Origin of the sequence: Nonomuraea basaltis (assembly GCF_005893125.1) — a bacterium.
GTDB lineage: Bacteria > Actinomycetota > Actinomycetes > Streptosporangiales > Streptosporangiaceae > Nonomuraea > Nonomuraea basaltis.
The window spans coordinates 1-16,519 of record NZ_VCJS01000261.1 but is presented as its reverse complement, the minus strand read 5'-3'; the positions used below and the strand labels follow the sequence as shown (position 1 = coordinate 16,519).

15 protein-coding genes are annotated in these 16,519 nt (G+C 70.7%); 12 read left to right on the top strand and 3 right to left on the bottom strand.

All coding sequences use genetic code 11. From position 1 onward, the window contains the following. Nucleotide 1 precedes the first annotated feature (1 nt). From EJK15_RS59180 to EJK15_RS59170, 3 genes are all read left to right on the top strand, one after another. Nucleotides 2–1,393 (top strand): nitronate monooxygenase, encoded by a 1,392-nt coding sequence (locus EJK15_RS59180; RefSeq protein ID WP_240777903.1) that lies wholly within the window; start codon nucleotides 2–4, stop codon nucleotides 1,391–1,393. Between the two features lie 79 nt (nucleotides 1,394–1,472). Beyond that, nucleotides 1,473–1,796: a hypothetical protein gene (locus tag EJK15_RS73700; protein WP_206061903.1), complete on the top strand. Its 324-nt coding sequence runs from the start codon at nucleotides 1,473–1,475 to the stop codon at nucleotides 1,794–1,796. A gap of 123 nt (nucleotides 1,797–1,919) precedes the next feature. After that, nucleotides 1,920–3,131: a nitrate/nitrite transporter gene (locus tag EJK15_RS59170; protein ID WP_138719178.1), complete on the top strand. Its 1,212-nt coding sequence runs from the start codon at nucleotides 1,920–1,922 to the stop codon at nucleotides 3,129–3,131. Between the two features lie 220 nt (nucleotides 3,132–3,351). On the opposite strand, the gene EJK15_RS59165 is transcribed toward EJK15_RS59170, so the two are convergent. After that, complete coding sequence (locus EJK15_RS59165) at nucleotides 3,352–3,690, bottom strand: hypothetical protein (protein WP_138719177.1); 339 nt, start codon at nucleotides 3,688–3,690, stop codon at nucleotides 3,352–3,354. 428 nt (nucleotides 3,691–4,118) lie between these two features. Between EJK15_RS59165 and EJK15_RS71960 the strand changes: the two genes are divergently transcribed. From EJK15_RS71960 to EJK15_RS75630, 7 genes are all read left to right on the top strand, one after another. Beyond that, nucleotides 4,119–4,262 carry a hypothetical protein gene (locus EJK15_RS71960; RefSeq protein ID WP_171075200.1) on the top strand — a complete coding sequence of 48 codons (144 nt, stop codon included), beginning with the start codon at nucleotides 4,119–4,121 and terminating at the stop codon, nucleotides 4,260–4,262. Continuing rightward, the gene (locus EJK15_RS59160) at nucleotides 4,259–4,489 is read left to right on the top strand and encodes a DUF2933 domain-containing protein (protein ID WP_138719176.1); all 231 of its coding nucleotides are present in this window, start codon (nucleotides 4,259–4,261) and stop codon (nucleotides 4,487–4,489) included. The genes EJK15_RS71960 and EJK15_RS59160 overlap by 4 nt, the downstream gene beginning before the upstream one ends. Beyond that, complete coding sequence (locus EJK15_RS59155; RefSeq protein WP_138719175.1) at nucleotides 4,486–7,116, top strand: heavy metal translocating P-type ATPase; 2,631 nt, start codon at nucleotides 4,486–4,488, stop codon at nucleotides 7,114–7,116. The genes EJK15_RS59160 and EJK15_RS59155 overlap by 4 nt, the downstream gene beginning before the upstream one ends. Before the next feature lie 216 nt (nucleotides 7,117–7,332). Then, a complete protein-coding gene (locus tag EJK15_RS59150; RefSeq protein ID WP_138719174.1) occupies nucleotides 7,333–8,439 on the top strand; it encodes a YVTN family beta-propeller repeat protein in 1,107 nt (368 codons plus the stop codon). 97 nt (nucleotides 8,440–8,536) lie between these two features. Beyond that, a complete protein-coding gene (locus tag EJK15_RS59145) occupies nucleotides 8,537–8,803 on the top strand; it encodes an SHOCT domain-containing protein (protein ID WP_138719173.1) in 267 nt (88 codons plus the stop codon). A gap of 274 nt (nucleotides 8,804–9,077) precedes the next feature. Beyond that, nucleotides 9,078–11,246 carry a cupredoxin domain-containing protein gene (locus EJK15_RS71955; RefSeq protein WP_240777904.1) on the top strand — a complete coding sequence of 723 codons (2,169 nt, stop codon included), beginning with the start codon at nucleotides 9,078–9,080 and terminating at the stop codon, nucleotides 11,244–11,246. Continuing rightward, on the top strand, nucleotides 11,183–11,923 hold the full coding sequence (locus EJK15_RS75630; protein ID WP_240777902.1) for a multicopper oxidase domain-containing protein: 741 nt from the start codon (nucleotides 11,183–11,185) through the stop codon (nucleotides 11,921–11,923). The genes EJK15_RS71955 and EJK15_RS75630 overlap by 64 nt, the downstream gene beginning before the upstream one ends. An 882-nt stretch (nucleotides 11,924–12,805) precedes the next feature. On the opposite strand, the gene EJK15_RS59135 is transcribed toward EJK15_RS75630, so the two are convergent. Both EJK15_RS59135 and adhP read right to left on the bottom strand, forming a co-directional pair. Continuing rightward, on the bottom strand, nucleotides 12,806–13,255 hold the full coding sequence (locus EJK15_RS59135) for a hemerythrin domain-containing protein (protein WP_138719172.1): 450 nt from the start codon (nucleotides 13,253–13,255) through the stop codon (nucleotides 12,806–12,808). 20 nt (nucleotides 13,256–13,275) lie between these two features. After that, nucleotides 13,276–14,286 carry an alcohol dehydrogenase AdhP gene (gene adhP / locus EJK15_RS59130; protein ID WP_138719171.1) on the bottom strand — a complete coding sequence of 337 codons (1,011 nt, stop codon included), beginning with the start codon at nucleotides 14,284–14,286 and terminating at the stop codon, nucleotides 13,276–13,278. A gap of 216 nt (nucleotides 14,287–14,502) precedes the next feature. Here adhP and EJK15_RS59125 point away from each other — a divergent pair, with 216 nt between their 5' ends. Continuing rightward, the gene (locus EJK15_RS59125; RefSeq protein WP_138719170.1) at nucleotides 14,503–15,219 is read left to right on the top strand and encodes a CBS domain-containing protein; all 717 of its coding nucleotides are present in this window, start codon (nucleotides 14,503–14,505) and stop codon (nucleotides 15,217–15,219) included. Nucleotides 15,220–15,650: 431 nt separating this feature from the next. Next, the coding region (locus EJK15_RS59120; protein WP_206061901.1) for a serine/threonine-protein kinase at nucleotides 15,651–16,519 on the top strand (869 nt) is incomplete at its 3' end.

The following is a 16,519-nucleotide window of genomic DNA, read 5'->3' as shown; positions in this document are numbered from 1 at the left end:
GCTGATCCAGGGCGGGATGGGGGTGGGCGTGTCGGGCTGGCGGCTGGCCCGGGCTGTCGCCGAGACCGGGCAACTCGGCGTGGTGTCGGGCACGGCCCTGGACGTCACCCTGGCCCGGCGGCTGCAGCGGGGCGACCCCGGCGGTCACCTGCGCCGCGCGCTGGCCTGCTTCCCTGTGCCCGAGGTCGCCGAGCGCGTGCTCGGCCGATTTTTCGTGCCCGGCGGAACGGAGCCGGATGCGCCGTACCGGCCCGTGCCCCGCCTGGGGCTGCGGGCGAACCGCGCCCGCGACGAGCTGGCCGTGGTCGCCAACTTCGCCGAGGTCTTCCTGGCCAAGGAAGATCACGACGGGCCCGTCGGGGTGAACTACCTGGAGAAGATCCAGCTTGCCACTCCTGCCGCCGTCTATGGCGCGCTGCTGGCGGGGGCCGACTACGTGCTGATGGGCGCCGGCATCCCGGCCGAGATCCCGCGCCTGCTCGACGACCTGGCCGAGCACCGCCCCGCCCAGGTCTCGGTCGCCGTGGCGGGCGCGGACGGGCACACGATCGGCATCGACCCGGTGGAGCTGCTCGGCCGCCGGCTGACGCCGCTGGCCCGGCCCAGGCTGCTGGCGATCGTGTCGTCGCACGTGCTGGCCGCGTACCTGGCCCGCTCACCGCTCACCCGGCCGGACGGATTCGTGATAGAGACGCCGGTGGCGGGCGGGCACAGCGCACCGCCCCGGGGCCGGATGACGCTTGATGCAGCCGGAGAGCCGGTGTATGGGCCGCGCGACGAGGCCGACCTGGGCAAGGTGGCCGCGCTGGGGCTGCCGTTCTGGCTGGCCGGCGGATACGGCACGCCCGGCGGGCTCGAGCGGGCCTGGGCGGCGGGTGCGGAGGGGATCCAGGTGGGGTCGGCGTTCGCGCTGTGCCGGGAGTCCGGGCTCGACCCGGGCCTGCGCGGGCGGCTGCGCGAGCAGGCCGCGAACGGTGCCCTCCAGGTCCGTAACGACCCGCGGGCCTCGCCCACCGGGTTCCCGTTCAAGGTCGCCGACGTCGCCGGGACGTTGTCAGAGCAGGAGGTGTACCAGGCGCGGCCAAGGCTTTGCGACCTGGGTTACCTGCGCACGCCGTACGCGAAGGCGGACGGCGCGATCGGCTACCGCTGCCCGGCCGAGCCGGTGGACGTCTACGTCCGCAAGGGCCGCCCGGCCGAGGAGGCCGAAGGGCGGCGCTGCCTGTGCAACGGCCTGATGGCCGCGATCGGCCTCGGCCAGCACCGCGCCGACGGCTACGACGAGCCGCCGCTGCTCACACTCGGGCAGGACGTCGCCTTCCTCGACAGCCTGCCCGACGACCATGCGGCCGCCGACGTGGTGGCCCACATCCTGCTGGGAGCCCGCGTATGAGTCTGCGGCGGGTCCGAAGGGATGTCGTGCACAGCCCGTTCATCGTGATCTGGGAGGCCACGCGGGCCTATCTGCCGGCGTGCCTGCACTGCCGCGTCGAGGGGCGGTGCCCGACCGGCATCCGGAGGAGCTGACCACAGGCGAGGCCACCGAGCTGATGCGGCAGGTGGCGGACTTCGGCCGGCCCACGCCGTTATTCGTGAACTTGTTCGCCGAGCTGCGCGACTCCGACCGGCTGGGCGGGCGGTGCGGGGCATGCGAGTTCCGGACCATCTGCGGCGGCTCCCGGTCTCGCGCCTACGCGTGCACCGGCGACGTGCTCGCCGAGGAGCCCTGGTGCGGCCATCAGCCGGACAGCTTCCCCTACCAGAGCGACCTCGCACAGCACCTCCACACGCCCTAAGTCCCCGAAGGTCGGGACCTTGGTCCATACCCGCCCCACGACCTGTGAGCTGGAATGAGTCGAGGACACCTTCGCGGCACGCAGCCGCGTCACCCCCTGAATCCACGATTGCGTGAGGAAGACATGACGAACGCACCGGCCGCCACGACCGGCCGCAGGCCCGCGTTGATGCTCGCTTTGGCGACCTTGGGCTTTGCGGTGAACTTCTGGGCCTGGGCGCTGCTCAGCCCGCTGGGACCGCGTTTCAAGGAACTGCTCGGCCTGTCGGCCGGTCAGCAGGCGCTGCTGGTCGCCGTGCCGGTGATCGTCGGCTCGCTGGGCCGCATCCCGGTCGGCGCGCTCACCGACCGCTTCGGCGGGCGGGTGATGTTCCCTCTCATCTCCGCCGCCACCATCGTGCCCGTCCTGTTCATCGGCGTGGCCGGGCAGACCTCGCTCTCCGCGCTGCTCGTCGGCGGGTTCTTTCTCGGCATCGGCGGCACCGTCTTCGCCGTCGGTGTGCCGTTCGTCAACGCCTGGTTCCCGCCGCACCGGCGCGGCCTCGCGGTCGGGATCTTCGGCGCCGGTATGGGGGGCACCGCCATCAGTGCCCTGACCACCGTCCCCCTCGTCCGCACCGGCGGCGCCGCCACCCCCTTCCTCATCACCGCCATCGTGCTCGCCGCCTACGCCGTCATCGCCTGGCTGGTGCTGCGTGACGCGCCCGGCCGCACCGTCGCCACCCAGCCCCTGCTCACCCGCATGTCCGCCACTGCCAAGCTGTCCATCACCTGGCAGGCGTGCGTGCTGTACGCGGTCGCGTTCGGCGGCTACGTCGCCTTCTCCGTCTACCTGCCCGCCTACCTGCAAACCGGCTACGGCCTCGAGCTCGCCGACGCCGCCAACCGCATGGCCGGATTCGTCGTCCTGGCCGTCTTGGCCCGGCCACTGGGCGGCTGGCTGTCCGACCGCATCGGCCCAGTGCCCGTCCTTGCCGGCGTGTTCGTCCTCATCGCCGTCATGGCCGCCATCCAGGCCCTCACCCCCGGCCTCGTGCCGATCGGCACCATCGCCTTCCTGACCATGGCCGCCGCGCTCGGCGCCGGCAGCGGCGCCACCTTCGCCCTCGTCGCCCAGGCCGCACCACCGGACAAGGTCGGCACGGTCACCGGCCTGGTCGGCGCAGCCGGCGGCCTCGGCGGCTTCGTACCACCTCTCGTGATGGGCTTCCTCTACGGCCAGCTCGGCTCCTATGGCCTCGGCCTGGCTCTGCTGGCCGTCACCGCCGTCGCGACCGTGGTGCTGACCGTGACGGCGGTACGCGCGCTCACCACAAGGCTGGCACACGCCCGGTGATCTCACGGTCGACGACGTTGGCCGGTGGCCTTGGTCAGTAACCAGTGATCAGCGGGAGGGCTCCTAGCCGCCTCGGGCGGCGGGACGGCGCCGATCCATGACCCAGCGCCTCTGACCCCTGACCGAACATGCGATCAGGAAGAGGTGCCCCCAAACACCAGCAGAGTTACATGACCAGGCGTGCGAGGCATGCCAGTTCGGTCGTGCCCGGTGTGGATGTTCACCAGCCCATCATTCCGCCGGGCATCCAGGGCGACCCCGGTTCCAGTGATGGCGTCGAGCCGCCCGGCCATCGCCCGGGGCCGCCCATCGGGCCGCACGGCATCCGCCAGCCGGTGCCGAACCAGTCGGCCAGATAGCGCTGCATCTGGAACATCTCGGCATGCTGGCTGTCGCGCACCATGATCCGGTGCATCGAGCCCATCGGCCGGCCGGGCTGCTGCCATTCGACGGCGGTGGGTTCCGGCTGGCGGTCGGCGGTGGCCAGGGCGGCCCCGCCGGCGGCGGTGGCGGTCAGCACCGCCGCGGTGGCGATCGCCGCCGTTATCGAACGTTTCATCTCGACCTCCGCTCCTTCAGCAGGTGGTCTCAACCTTCAGCCCAGGGTCTGGCCCTGTGGCCAGGACCAGGGCCGTTGGTCCTCATGCCCGGGACGAACGGCATCCGGCCGGGACGGCCTCGTCCGGTGCATCACGGGAGAAGCCGGCCGCAGAGATCGCTTGCCGGGAGGCGCCCTTGCCCGCGCCTATGTGGCCTCATCTTCGTCTCGCCCGTCGGGGTGGGCAGGAGCAGGCGGGTCATTTCCGAGCTGTCCTGCGGGTGGATCATCAAACGGCGAGTCGGCGTTCGCTTACGCACCTACTACGGTCAATAGCACTATGTCATGTGACTTTTGACCCTGATCAGAAGGACGTTCTGCCATGGCGGCTGGAGAGATACCCGGCTCATGCTGGTGAGAGCGTAGTAGAGGGACGGAGGGAGTCCGACATGCCTGGTATTCCGTTGCCGATCCCCGTCCTGGTCGTTCTCGGCGTCCTGGTGCTCATCGTGTTCGTGACGGCGGTCACAGGGTTGATCCGCGAACGGCATGCGCGCGGCAATGCACGCGACACCCCTCGGAGGTCATCATGATGAAGCAACACCTGGTCCTGGCGGCGATCGCCGCCGCGGCGGCGATCGTGGCCGTCTGGGCCGGCGCCCCGCCGAGCACGGTCCTGCTCGTGGTCTTCCTGCTGGGCTGCCCGCTCATGATGCTGCTGATGATGCGGTCCATGGGCGGCAACGGCGACCACCCGCAGCCTGACCGCACGGAGCATGACCAGCAGGGCGAGGAGCGCAAGAGGGCGGGGCAGCCGTGACCGCCGCGGATGGGGTCGTGCTCGGCGTCGCCGTGATCTTGCTGGGGTTCCTCGGCTGGTACTTCTTCGGGCCGCGCAAGAGCAGTCGGGCCGGGCTGCGTGACGGCGTACAGGAGATCGAGATCGTCGTGCAGGGCGGCTACTCGCCGGACGTTGTCCGGGTACGGCAGGGTATCCCCCTGCGGGTTGTCTTCGACCGCCGGGAGAGCGGGGACTGCACCTCCCGGGTGGTGTTCGCCGACTTCGCCGTCAGCCGGGCGTTGCCTGCCTCCGCCAAGACCACGGTGGAGCTACTGCCGGCCGATGCGGGGGAGTACGGCTTCGCCTGCGGGATGAACATGGTGCACGGCCGCTTGATTGTCGAACCGGACTCCGGCGGCGGTCACGAACTGGCCGCGGTCACCGCACCGTCGCCGGCGGAGCAGCCCTCGCCGCATGTGGAGGCCAGGGAGCGGCGTGCCGAGATCGCCGATCTGTCGCGCCGGGTTCTGGCCGGGGCGGTGCTGACCCTGCCGGTGGCGTTGGTCGTCATGGCGCACGAGTTCTTCGGCGCCGGATGGGTCCCGGAGTTCCTGCTCAACCACTGGGCGCAGCTCGCGCTGATCGCTCCGGTGATGTTCTATACGGGCTGGCCGATCCACCGCGTGGGCTGGCTTGCGCTGCGGCACCGCTCGGCGGACATGAACAGCCTGATCACGCTGGGGACGAGCGCCGCCTTCGGCTACAGCCTGCTGGTCACGGTGACGCCCGGCCTGCTGCCGGCGGGCGTCCGTGACGTCTACTTCGAGGCCGTCGGGGTCATCTTGACGCTGATCCTGCTCGGCCGGCTGCTGGAGGTGCGGGCCAAGGCGGGCACGGGCGAGGCGATCCGCAAGCTGATCGGCCTGCAGGCCAGAACCGCCCGCGTGCAGCGCGACGGCGAGGAGATCGAGATCCCGGTCGCGGATGTGGTGCCGGGCGATGTGGTGCTCGTGCGGCCGGGTGAGAAGGTTCCGGTCGACGGGGTCATTGTGAAGGGCCGCTCGACGTTGGATGAGTCGATGGTGACCGGTGAGTCGATCCCGGTGGACAAGGGCCCGGGCGATGAGGTGGTGGGCGCGACGGTCAACCAGACGGGATCGTTCACCTTCAGAGCCGTGAAGGTCGGCGCGGAAACGGCTCTGGCGCAGATCATCCGTCTCGTCCAGGCCGCCCAGGCCTCCCGTGCGCCGATCCAGCGGTTGGCCGACCTGGTGTCCGGCTATTTCGTCCCGGTCGTGATCGCCATCGCGATCGTGACCTTCGCCGTGTGGTTCGTCGCGGGACCGGCGCCTGCGTTGACGCTGGCGCTGGTGGCGGCGGTAGCCGTATTGATCATCGCCTGCCCGTGCGCGCTCGGGCTGGCCACCCCGCTGTCGATCATGGTGGGCACCGGGAAGGGCGCCCAGTCCGGCATCCTGATCCGCGACGCCGAAGCCCTGGAGACCGCGTGCAGGCTGGACACGATCGTCCTGGACAAGACCGGCACCATCACCCGGGGCAAGCCGGCGCTCACCGACGTTGTGCCGCACGGTGACTGGCCGGCCGATGAGGTGCTGCGCCTGGCCGCCTGCGCTGAACGCTCCTCCGAGCACCCCCTCGGCCAGGCCGTGGTCGACGGCGCCACCGAGCGCGGGCTGCTCCTGGTCGAGCCGTCGGCGTTCGACTCGGTCACCGGGCAGGGCATCGCGGCGACCGTCGAGGGGCGCCGCGTGCTGGTCGGCGGCAAACGCCTGCTCGGCGACGTGCCGGTGCTGGAGGAGGAGGCCGATCGGCTGGCCCGGTCGGGCCGTACCCCGATCATGGTGGCCGTGGACGGCCAGCCCGCCGGGGTGATCGCCGTGGCCGACACCGTCAAGGACGACTCCCGCCAAGCCGTCGCAGCCCTGCAGCGGCTGGGACTGCAGGTGGTGATGATCACCGGAGACAACCGGCGAACCGCCGAGGCCGTCGCTCGCCAGGTCGGCATCACCCGGGTGCTGGCCGAGGTGCTGCCCGCACACAAAGCCGCCGAGATCGCCCGCCTGCAAGGCAAGGGATCGCGGATCGGCATGGTCGGCGACGGCATCAACGACGCGCCCGCGCTCGCCCAAGCCGATGTCGGCTTCGCCATCGGCACCGGTACCGACGTGGCCATCGAGGCCTCCGACATCACGCTGATCTCCGGCGCGCTCGGCGGCGTGGTCACCGCGATACGGCTGTCGCGCACCACCATGCGCAACATCCGGCAGAACCTGTTCCTGGCCTTCGTCTACAACGTGGTCGGCATCCCGATCGCGGCTGGAGTCCTCTATCCGTTCTTCGGCATCCGGCTCAGCCCGATCATCGCCGCCGCCGCGATGGCGGCCTCGTCGCTGTCGGTGGTGGGCAACGCCAACCGGTTGCGCCGCTTCATGCCACCTGCGCTCCTCCCGGCGCCGCCGCTGCCATCCGATCAGCAGGTCATCGTCGAAACGGGAGCCGAGACCGCCGTCGTCAGCGACCCGGTCTGCCATATGGCGGTCGATCCCGCCCACGCCGCGGCCACCGTCGAACGTGACGGCGTGCGCTACTGGTTCTGCTCCACCCACTGCCGGGACGTGTTCACCGCCACCCCGGCCTCCCGGTAGAGCGTGCGATGGTTCCACGGACGAGGACCCCGACACACCGCCCGAACCCCGCTATCGGATGACGACGGGATCGACCCACCCCTCAGGACGTTCGTCACACGCGAAACGACATCCGTCAGCACAAGGGTGGTCGCCGCCGGCGCTATCGCAGGCAACGTCACCACCGCCCGGCTCATCGGGCGGCGACCTCTACGACGAATACAGGAGAACAACCGCATGGGTCAGCGGACATACAGGACGATCATCGGTACGGTCATGCTGGCGGCGCTCGCGGCGTGCGCCCCGCAACAGCAGGGTCGCTCCGCCGCCACGCCGTCACCCATCAAGGGAACGGCCACGCAGGGAACGGTATGGGTGGCCGTGGAGGGCGGCGACGCCCTGGTGGCGATCGACGCGGCGACGAACGCCGTGGCCACCACCGTGAGCGGCATCAGGGAACCGCACAACGTGCAGGTCGCCCCCGGCGGCGACCGCGTGTACGCCATCAGCGGCAACGCCGCGATGGTGGCCGAGCTCGACGCGGCCGGCTACCGGCTCAAGGCGTCCGGGCCGACCGGCCGGGCCCCGGCCCACGTGGTCCTGACGCCCGATGGCACGAAGACCTACGTCACCAACTACGGCGACGGCACCGTGTCAGCGTACCGGACGGGCGATCTGACGTCGGCGAAGGTCATCCGCGTCGGCGGCGGCCCGCACGGCGCCCGCCCAACTCCCGACGGCTCCTTCCTGATCGTGGCCAACATGAAGGCCGAGACGGTCGACGTCATCGACACCAGGACCGACACCAAGACCGCCGCCATGCCGGTGGGCGGCCCACCAGTGCAGGTGGCGATCTCATGCGACGGCCGCTACGCCTACGCCACCGTCTCCGAGCCCGCCGGCGTGGTGAAGATCGACCTGCGGGCGGCCAAGGTCGTCGCGGAGACCGCCGTCCCGGCCTCGCCCGCGCAGGCGTACCTGACGCCCGATGGCCGGACGCTGCTGTCGGCCGACCAGGGCACCGAGGAACGGCCGGGCGACTCGATCTCCCTCATCGACACCCAGACCATGGCGGTGACCGGCCGCATCGCCACCGGATCGGGCCCGCATGGCCTGGTTGTCGACCCCACCGGCCGGCGGGCCTGGGTGACCAACGTCTACGACGGCACGGTGTCCGTCCTCGACCTGACCGCCAGGAAGGCCATCGCCACAGTAAGGGTGGGCGAGGAGCCGAACGGCGTCAGCTTCGCCGCCCGCCCGCCCCTCGCCGCAGGTCAGGTGCGGATGGCGCTCCCCTCGCCGGCGCCCCACCCGTCGAGCTCTGGCATGCCGCACGACCACTGAGTTACCAACGGCCTACGGAGAAAGGACGAAGGCCCCTACACCGGCGCCGGCCCCACGCACATGCTGGAAGCAACCCAAGCGATTCGAGGCGATCACGATGATGTGGTGGGGCTATGACGGCATGAGCGGCTGGGGATACGCGCTCATGGGACTGAGCACGGTCGTGTTCTGGGGGCTGGTGATCACGGCGATCGTGCTGGCCGCCCGGCACGTCGCCAGGACCGCGCGCACCGAACCGCCCTCCCGACCGCCGAGGCCGCAGGAGGTGCTGGCGCAGCGGTTCGCGCGCGGCGAGATCGACGCCGAAGAGTACCGCTCCCGGCTGGAGACCCTGCGTGGCGGGCAAGGCTCATATACCGCATAGCAGAAAGATCGATGACCAAACAGCACCTTGCTCTCGCAACGGTCGTGCGCATGACCGCCGCCGTGGCGATTCCCGACCGAAGCGTCCGCCGCCACGGTCCTCCCGTAGTGCTCGTGCTGGCGTACCCGATGACAGAAACTGACGCGATCCCCGAGGCAGGAGTTCCTCGTACCGTACCGTCCGGTGGCCGCCCGCTACGCGACCGAGTACGCCGGTGCCCGGTGATGGGTTGCCTGGCGGCGGCTGCCTCTGATGGCCGGGGCCGCCGTTGCGCGTGGCGGGGGACCTGGCCGCCGTAGAGGCGGTGCGGACGCTGGGCGGCGTGCTGGCGGCGCTGGCTCTGCTGATGTTCGCCGGATGCGCGATCGCGCTGACGCGGTCCGGTCACGATAGGAAGGTGTCCGGATTGGGTCCGGTCGATATCCGCATAGAAAAGGGCAGGCCGCCGGCCGACGTGCCACGGCTGCCGCAGCGTCCCCGCGCGTCGTGGCACCTACGCGCGAACGCGATCGTCGTCGGCTGGCTGGGCCTGACCGTGGCAGTGGCGCTGGCGGGCGACGTGCTGCCGGCGCCGCGCTGGCTATTGATCCACGTGTTCCTGCTGGGCGCGGTCAGCACCGCCATCCTGATCTGGAGTGAGCACTTCACCGTGGCGCTGCTGCGCGTCCGCACCCCGCCGCAGCGCGGCAGCCTGACCAGGGTCGCGCTGCTCAACGCGGCGACGGTGGCGGTGCTGACCGGAGTGTCGGTGGGACCGTGGCAGCTGGCCGCCGCCGGCGCGGCGCTGGTGGTGGGGGTGGTGCTGTGGCACTCCGCCGTGCTCGTCCGGCTGGTGCGGCAGGCGCTCCCTGGCAGGTTCGGGCACGTCATCGGCTGGTACGTGTCCGCCGCCGGCGCGCTCGCCGTCGGCGGCGTCCTGGGCGGGCTGCTGGCCGCGCACATCGGGCAGGAGGGTGCGCACGAGCGGTTGCATGCCGCGCACGCCGAGGTGAATCTGTTCGGCTGGGTCGGCCTGACCGTGCTCGGCACGCTGTTCACGCTGTGGCCGACGGTCCTGCGGACCCGCATGTCGGATGGGACCCGGCGGGCGTCGCGTGTGGGGCTGTGGCTGGCCGTGCCGGGCCTGGCGGTGGCCGTCGCCGGGCTGCTGGCGGGCTGGCGGTGGGTGGCGCCGGCCGGGCTGGCGGCTTACGCGGCCGGTGGGCTCGCGGTGCTCGCGCCGCTGGCCGACGCGCTGCGGCGCAAGCGGCCACACACCGGGGCCTCGTGGATGCTGGGGGCGGCGATCGTCTGGTTCGAGGTGGCGCTGGCCGCCGACCTGGTGGTCGTGGCCACGCGCCCGGCCCACGAGGTCGGCGCGGCGCTGGAGCCGCTGCTGCCGCTGGTGCTCGTCGGGTTCGTCGCCCAGGTGCTGCTGGGCTCGCTGCTGCATCTGCTGCCCGCGATGCTGGGCGGTGGCCCGGCCCGGTTCAAGGAGAATGCGGCGCTGCTGGAGCGCGGCTGGCCGGTGCGGCTGGTGGCGCTCAACCTGGGGGTGCCGCTGTTGGCTTTGCCGGTGCCGCAGCCGGTGACGTTACTGGGCCGGGCGCTGGTCCTGGGCTCGACGCTGGCCTTCATCGTCCTGGCCATCACCGCTCTGGTCCGGGCCCGCTCAGCCAACGGCCAACGGCTGGGCGCGGGCATGGGCAGCGGGCAAAGCCCGGCGGTCGGTGGCGGGGTCGGTGGCGGGAGTCCGGCGGACGGCGGCGGAACGCAGGGGCGGCAGTCGCCGCCCGCCAGGCCATCGCTGCCCGCCATCGCCGGCGTGGTCGTCGGCTGCCTGCTGACCGCCGCCGCGGTCGTCGTCGCCACGACCGGTGCCTCGGGGCCGTCGACGGTGGCCGTGACCGGTTCCCAGACGGTCGAGGTGACGCTGTCCGGGATGAGCATCCGCCCTGCCGTGATCGAGGCGCCCGCAGGAACCGTGCTGACGTTGCGCGTCACCAACGCCGACGCCCAGCGGCACGACCTGCGCCTGGCGACCGGCGAACGAACCCCGATGCTGGCTCCCGGCCAGAGCGCCACGCTGAAGCTGCAGCCGCTGGGCGCGGCCGTGGACGGCTGGTGCACGGTGGCCGGGCACCGCGCAGCGGGCATGACCATGCGCATCATCCCGACCGGCACGGCTCCCGCATCCCAGTCGGAGGCGAGCACCGGCTACGACGGACACGGCACGCACGCCGTCCCGCAACAAAGCGCACCCACCCGCCTGGACCTGGCCGCACCCATGCCACCGGGCTGGAGGCCGTACGACGCGACTGGAAGCCCGCCCCCGGAGGCACGGAACACCACGTCGAGATCCGCGCCGACGACACCATCATCCAGGAGGTCGCACCTGGGGTGCGGCAACGCGTGTGGACGTTCAACGGGACCATGCCAGGGCCGGTGCTGCGCGGCAAGGTAGGCGACGTGTTCGTCGTGACGTTCGTCAACGCAGGCACGATGGGCCACGGCATCGACTTCCACGCGGGGGCGACGGCGCCGGACGGCCCGATGCGCACGATCCAGCCGGGCGAGCGGCTGACGTACCGTTTCCGCGCGGACTTCGCCGGGGCGTGGCTGTATCACTGCTCGACCATGCCGATGACCCAGCACATCGCCAACGGCATGTACGGGGCGGTCATCATCGACCCGCCCGACCTGCCGAAGGTGGACCGCGAGTACCTCCTGGTCCAGGGCGAGCTGTACCTTGGCGAGCCCGGCGCCGACGCCCAGGTCGCCAAGATCCGGCAGGGCGACCCGGACGGCCGGATGTTCAACGGCACAGCCGCCGGCTACGACCACGCCCCGCTGCAGGCCAAGGCCGGAGAGCGCGTGCGTATCTGGGCCGTGGCCGCCGGACCCAGTTCGGGCACGGCGCTGCATGTGGTGGGCGCGCCGTTCGACACGGTCTACAAGGAGGGCGCGTACCTGCTGCGGGCGGACGAGGCGGGCGGAGCGCAGGTGCTCGACCTGGCTCCCGCGCAGGGCGGCTTCGCCGAACTGGTCTTCCCGGAGGCGGGCACGTACCCGGTGGTGGACCACACGATGCGCCAGGCCGAGGCAGGCGCACACGGCCTGTTCAAAGTGCAAGACAAGTGACCGTCTGAGATTTCCTGTACTTACCCAAGCCCGTGTGGGTTGAGTGTTCCGGGTGGCGTAGCGTGGCGAGAGCCAGTTCCGTACTCAGCAAGGAGGAGCACGGGGCTGGCTTTCACTTTGTGGAAGCCGGTCCGGTTGTGGAAATCCCGTACAAGACCTGTACGCCCCGGCTTGCGCCGGTTCGTCTGGGGTGCTTGGCCCGCCGGACGGTTCCCCACCGCGAGGGTGGGGGCGGGCACCGGACGCCGGTCGGGCATCTGGCTGGAGGTCATCTTCTTGACGCGGGTCTGGCGTTTGCGGGTGGGGCCGGTCTTGGCTCTACTGGTACGACTCTCGGGTCTCGGGTGGAGGTCGGTGCCCGATCTGCGGGCGCGGCGGATGGCGCGGGTCGGCTTCTTGGCCCGGTGGATCCATACCGCCCATACGCCTGGGTAGAGGATGGCCTCCAGCTTGCGGTGGCCGTACAAGGCGGGGTCGCGGCGCGTGGCCGTGTGGAGGTCTTCGAGCATGAGGTACGTCCGTCCGTGTCGTCGGTGACGAGCGCCCGCTCGGGCCGCTATGAGCGGATCAGGCCGTGGGACAGCTCGTCGAAGACGCGTCGGACGTGGAAGCCGGTCATGGGGGTCGCGAAACCGGCGACCTGTGCTTGCGTGGGCGGACGGGCGGCGGGTCTGGGGATGGGCTTTCACAAGTGCGACTCGCCGCCCGTCAGGGTGCAGGCCCGTCATGGACACCCCCGACCGCGTGCCAGGCAGGCGGCGGATCGGGTGGCGCTCATCGGACATGACCGAAACGGTAGATCCGAAGCCGGACCGGCCGTCACGGCCACAGGTCACCTTCGAGGTGGGACTTTGGACCTGTCCTTCGTGGGCCTTTCGGCCCTCAGGGAAGGCCGGCCGAGGACTGCTCGGGTGTGATGCGGTCCCAGGCGGTGAGCGGCAGCATGATGACGGCGGCGGGGAACAGCCCGTGTTCCTCGTGGTCGATGTGCTGGTGCAGCCGGTCGAGAGCCTTCAGCACGGCGGGCCAGTCGGGTGTGGCCCGATCGATCGTCCCCAGCACGCCGTGGATGTCGGCGTGCTCGGCGCAGAGCCGCTCCACCTCATCGGCCAGCGACCCCTCGGCGCGCAGTTCGGCGAACAGCTCGCTCTCCTCGGTGGCGGTGTGCGGGACGAGGCGGGCCAACAGCTCATCCAGGAGGGTCTCGGCGGCGTCGTGGCGGCCTTCGTGGATGGCCCGGCGCAGAGCTCCTGCGCACTCGCGGATGTCCCAGTGCTCCTGGGAGAGGCGGCCGATCACCGGGAACTCCCGGCAGCCGCAGTAGTTGCACATGGTCGTGTCCTTACAGGGACTCACATCTGGAAGACGAGGCGGGCGGGCACGGCGCCGGAGAGGACGTCGTCGAAGGACCGGTTGATGTCATCGAGCTTGCGCGTCTCGTAGATGACCTTGGTGCGTCCTTCGGCGTGCAGCTGGAAGACCTCGGCCAGGTCGGCGCGGGTGCCGACGATGGAGCCGATCACGGTGATGCCGCCGAGCACGGTCTGGAAGATGGGCAGGCTCATCGCGTTGTCCTTGGGCAGCGAGACCAGCACCAGGCGGCCACCACGCCGCAGCGAGGCGTGGGCCTGCTCGAGGACTTGCGGGCTGGCGGCCAGCACGATGGCCACGTCCACCCCTCCCAGCGCCTTGATCTCCTCAACGGGGTCGCTGGCAGCGGCGTTGATCGTGTGTGTGGCGCCCAGCTCCCGGGCCAGCCGCAGCTTGTCCTCGGTGACGTCGACGGCGACGGTCTGTGCGCCGAAGATCTGCGCGTACTGCTGGGCCAGGTGGCCGAGGCCGCCGATGCCGAAGATGGCGGCGCGTTCGGATGGGCGCAGGCCGGAGACTTTGACGGCCTTGTAGGTGGTGACGCCTGCGCAGGTCAGCGGCGCGGCTTCGACGGGGGAGATCTCCTGAGGGACGGGGACCACGTAGCCGGCGTGGGCGACGGCGTACTCGGCGTGGCCGCCGTCGAGGGCGTATCCGGTGTTCTGCTGGGACTCGCACAGGGTCTCGCGGCCGCTGACGCAGTATTCGCAGGTGCCGCAGGCGGAGCCGAGCCACGGGATGGCCACCCGCTCGCCGACCGCCCGGCCGGTCACCGCGGAGCCGATCTTCTCGATGATCCCGACGCCCTCATGCCCCGGTGTGAAGGGCAGGGACGGCTTGACCGGCCAGTCTCCGTGAGCGGCGTGGATGTCGGTGTGGCACAGGCCGCTGGCCTCCATCCGGACGAGCACTTGGTGCGGCTCTGGTTCGGGGACGGGCAGCTCCTGGATCTCGAGGGGCTTGTCGAAACCGGTCACGACGGCAGCGCGCATGCTCTCCACTCTCCTTTGGTCCTGTACCTACCTTCACCGACGGGGTGGCCCGGGAATCAGGGCCGAAAGTCCCGCTCTGCATGGCCGTCCGTCCCCCATGCCGGGGCCATGTCGCGAAAAACCCTCTGACCAAAGCTCCGGCACGCAGGACTTCCGTCCCTAGGGACCCGCTTCGGCAAGGTGGTGCGATGGCCAACAGAGACGAAGGAGGATCCGATGGTGCGGATCAGTGTGAGAGACGTGATGACCACGCACGTGGCCTCGGTGAAAGCGGACACGCCCTTCAAGGACGTCGCCGAGCTGCTCGTACGGCGCGGGGTCAGCGCCGTGCCCGTCCTGGACGAGGTGGGGCGGGTCGCCGGCGTGGTGTCGGAGGCGGATCTGCTGCACAAGGAGGAGTTCCGGGAGCAGTACTACGGGGAGGACTATCGGCCGCGGCTGCGTGCCCGGTTGCGCCGCAGACTGGCCAGCCGCGGCGAGGACGGTAGGGAAAAGGCCACGGGCGCTAGGGCGGCTGAGCTGATGTCGGCGCCGGCGGTGACGGTCGCGCCCGAGGTGTCCACTGTGACGGCGGCCCAGCTGATGGACGAGCACGGCGTCAAGCGCCTGGTCGTGGTGGACGGGGATGGGCGTCTGATGGGCATCGTGAGCAGACGCGATCTGCTCAAGGCGTACGTGCGCGACGACGCGGAGCTCAAGCGGTGGGTCGAGGAGGCCATCCCCGAGCAGGCCCGGTGGAACGACCGGACCGGGATCGTCGTGCAGGTGCAGAAAGGCATCGTGACGCTGTCCGGCTACACCTCGACGCGCACCGAGGCGGTGGCGGCCGTGCACATGGCCAAGGGGCTCGGCGGCGTCGTCGACGTCCGCGAGAACCTCGTCTGGGAGCGGGACGACCGGCTTGAGCTGCCGTTGATCTGGGATCGCTCCTGATCGCGGGACCTCGGGACAACGGGGAAACCGGCCAATAGCAGATCTTGAGTGTGGTCTTCCGCAAGCAGGCATAGGTTCTGGCCGGCACGCCGTTGCGCTCGTCAGGCAACCTCGACATCGTCACCCTCGCCGTCGAGGGGTGGCCGGGTCAGCAGGGCGAAGAGGCATCGGCTCTCGTTGGCTGAGATCGCGATGAATTGATCACTATGTGTTGTGGCTGATGAGCCCCTCTGCCACCGCTGTGATCATTCAGGTGCGTCCCCCATCCGCGGCCGCAACGCGAGCCATAGGGTCGACGCCCACTGGCTCCCCATCGAGGCTCGCTGTGCAATGTGTCGCGCCTACCTGCGCGCTCGCCGGATCGCCTTCTCGCGCTCCGCTCGTGAACGCGGGGCTCGTCACCTGGTGCGTCGATCGATATGGTGTCGATCGTGTCGGGGACGAGTCGTGAGCTGATCGGCGGGCGCTACCGGCTGGTTGAGCTCGTCGGCCAGGGTGGGATGGGCCGCGTGTGGCGCGGTTGGGACGAAACCTTGAGACGCGATGTAGCGATCAAGGAGGTCATCATCCCCGCCGGGCTGGCCGGCGAACAGCGAGAGAAACTGGTCGGGCGCGTCATGCGGGAGGCCCGCGCTGCGGCCCGGCTCAACCATCCCGGCATCATCACGGTCCATGACGCGGTGGAGCACAACGGCGCCCCCATGATCGTGATGGAGCTCGTCGCCGGAAAGTCCCTGGCCGCGGAGATCCGGGAACACGGTCGGCTGCCGGTGCAGAGGGTGACGGAGATCGGCGCGTCCGTCCTGGACGCGCTCACCACCGCGCACACCGCCGGTGTCGTGCATCGGGACGTGAAGCCGGACAACATCCTGCTCTCCGGCCGACGAGTCGTCCTTACGGACTTTGGCATCGCCGGCGTGACCGATGCGACGATGGCCCTTACCAGCACAGGGATGATCGTCGGGACGCCTTCCTATCTGGCTCCCGAACAGCTCGATGGCAAGCAGGCCACCGCGGCTTCCGACCTGTGGTCCCTCGGTGTCACCCTGTACGCGGCCGTCGAGGGCGAACCTCCCTTCTCCGGGAACACACTCACCGCCCTCTACGTCGCCATCCTCACCCGCGAACCCCGCCAGGCCCGGCGAGCCGGTGCCCTGACACCTGTCCTCGCCAGTCTGCTCAAAAAGGACCCCGGGCAGCGAGCCACCGCGGAGAACACCGCTCTGGCGCTGGCCGCCCTCCTCCGCACGACACCGGCTGACTCCGTAGCGGCGGACGAGCGGCCCCCGCCCGCGCCCTC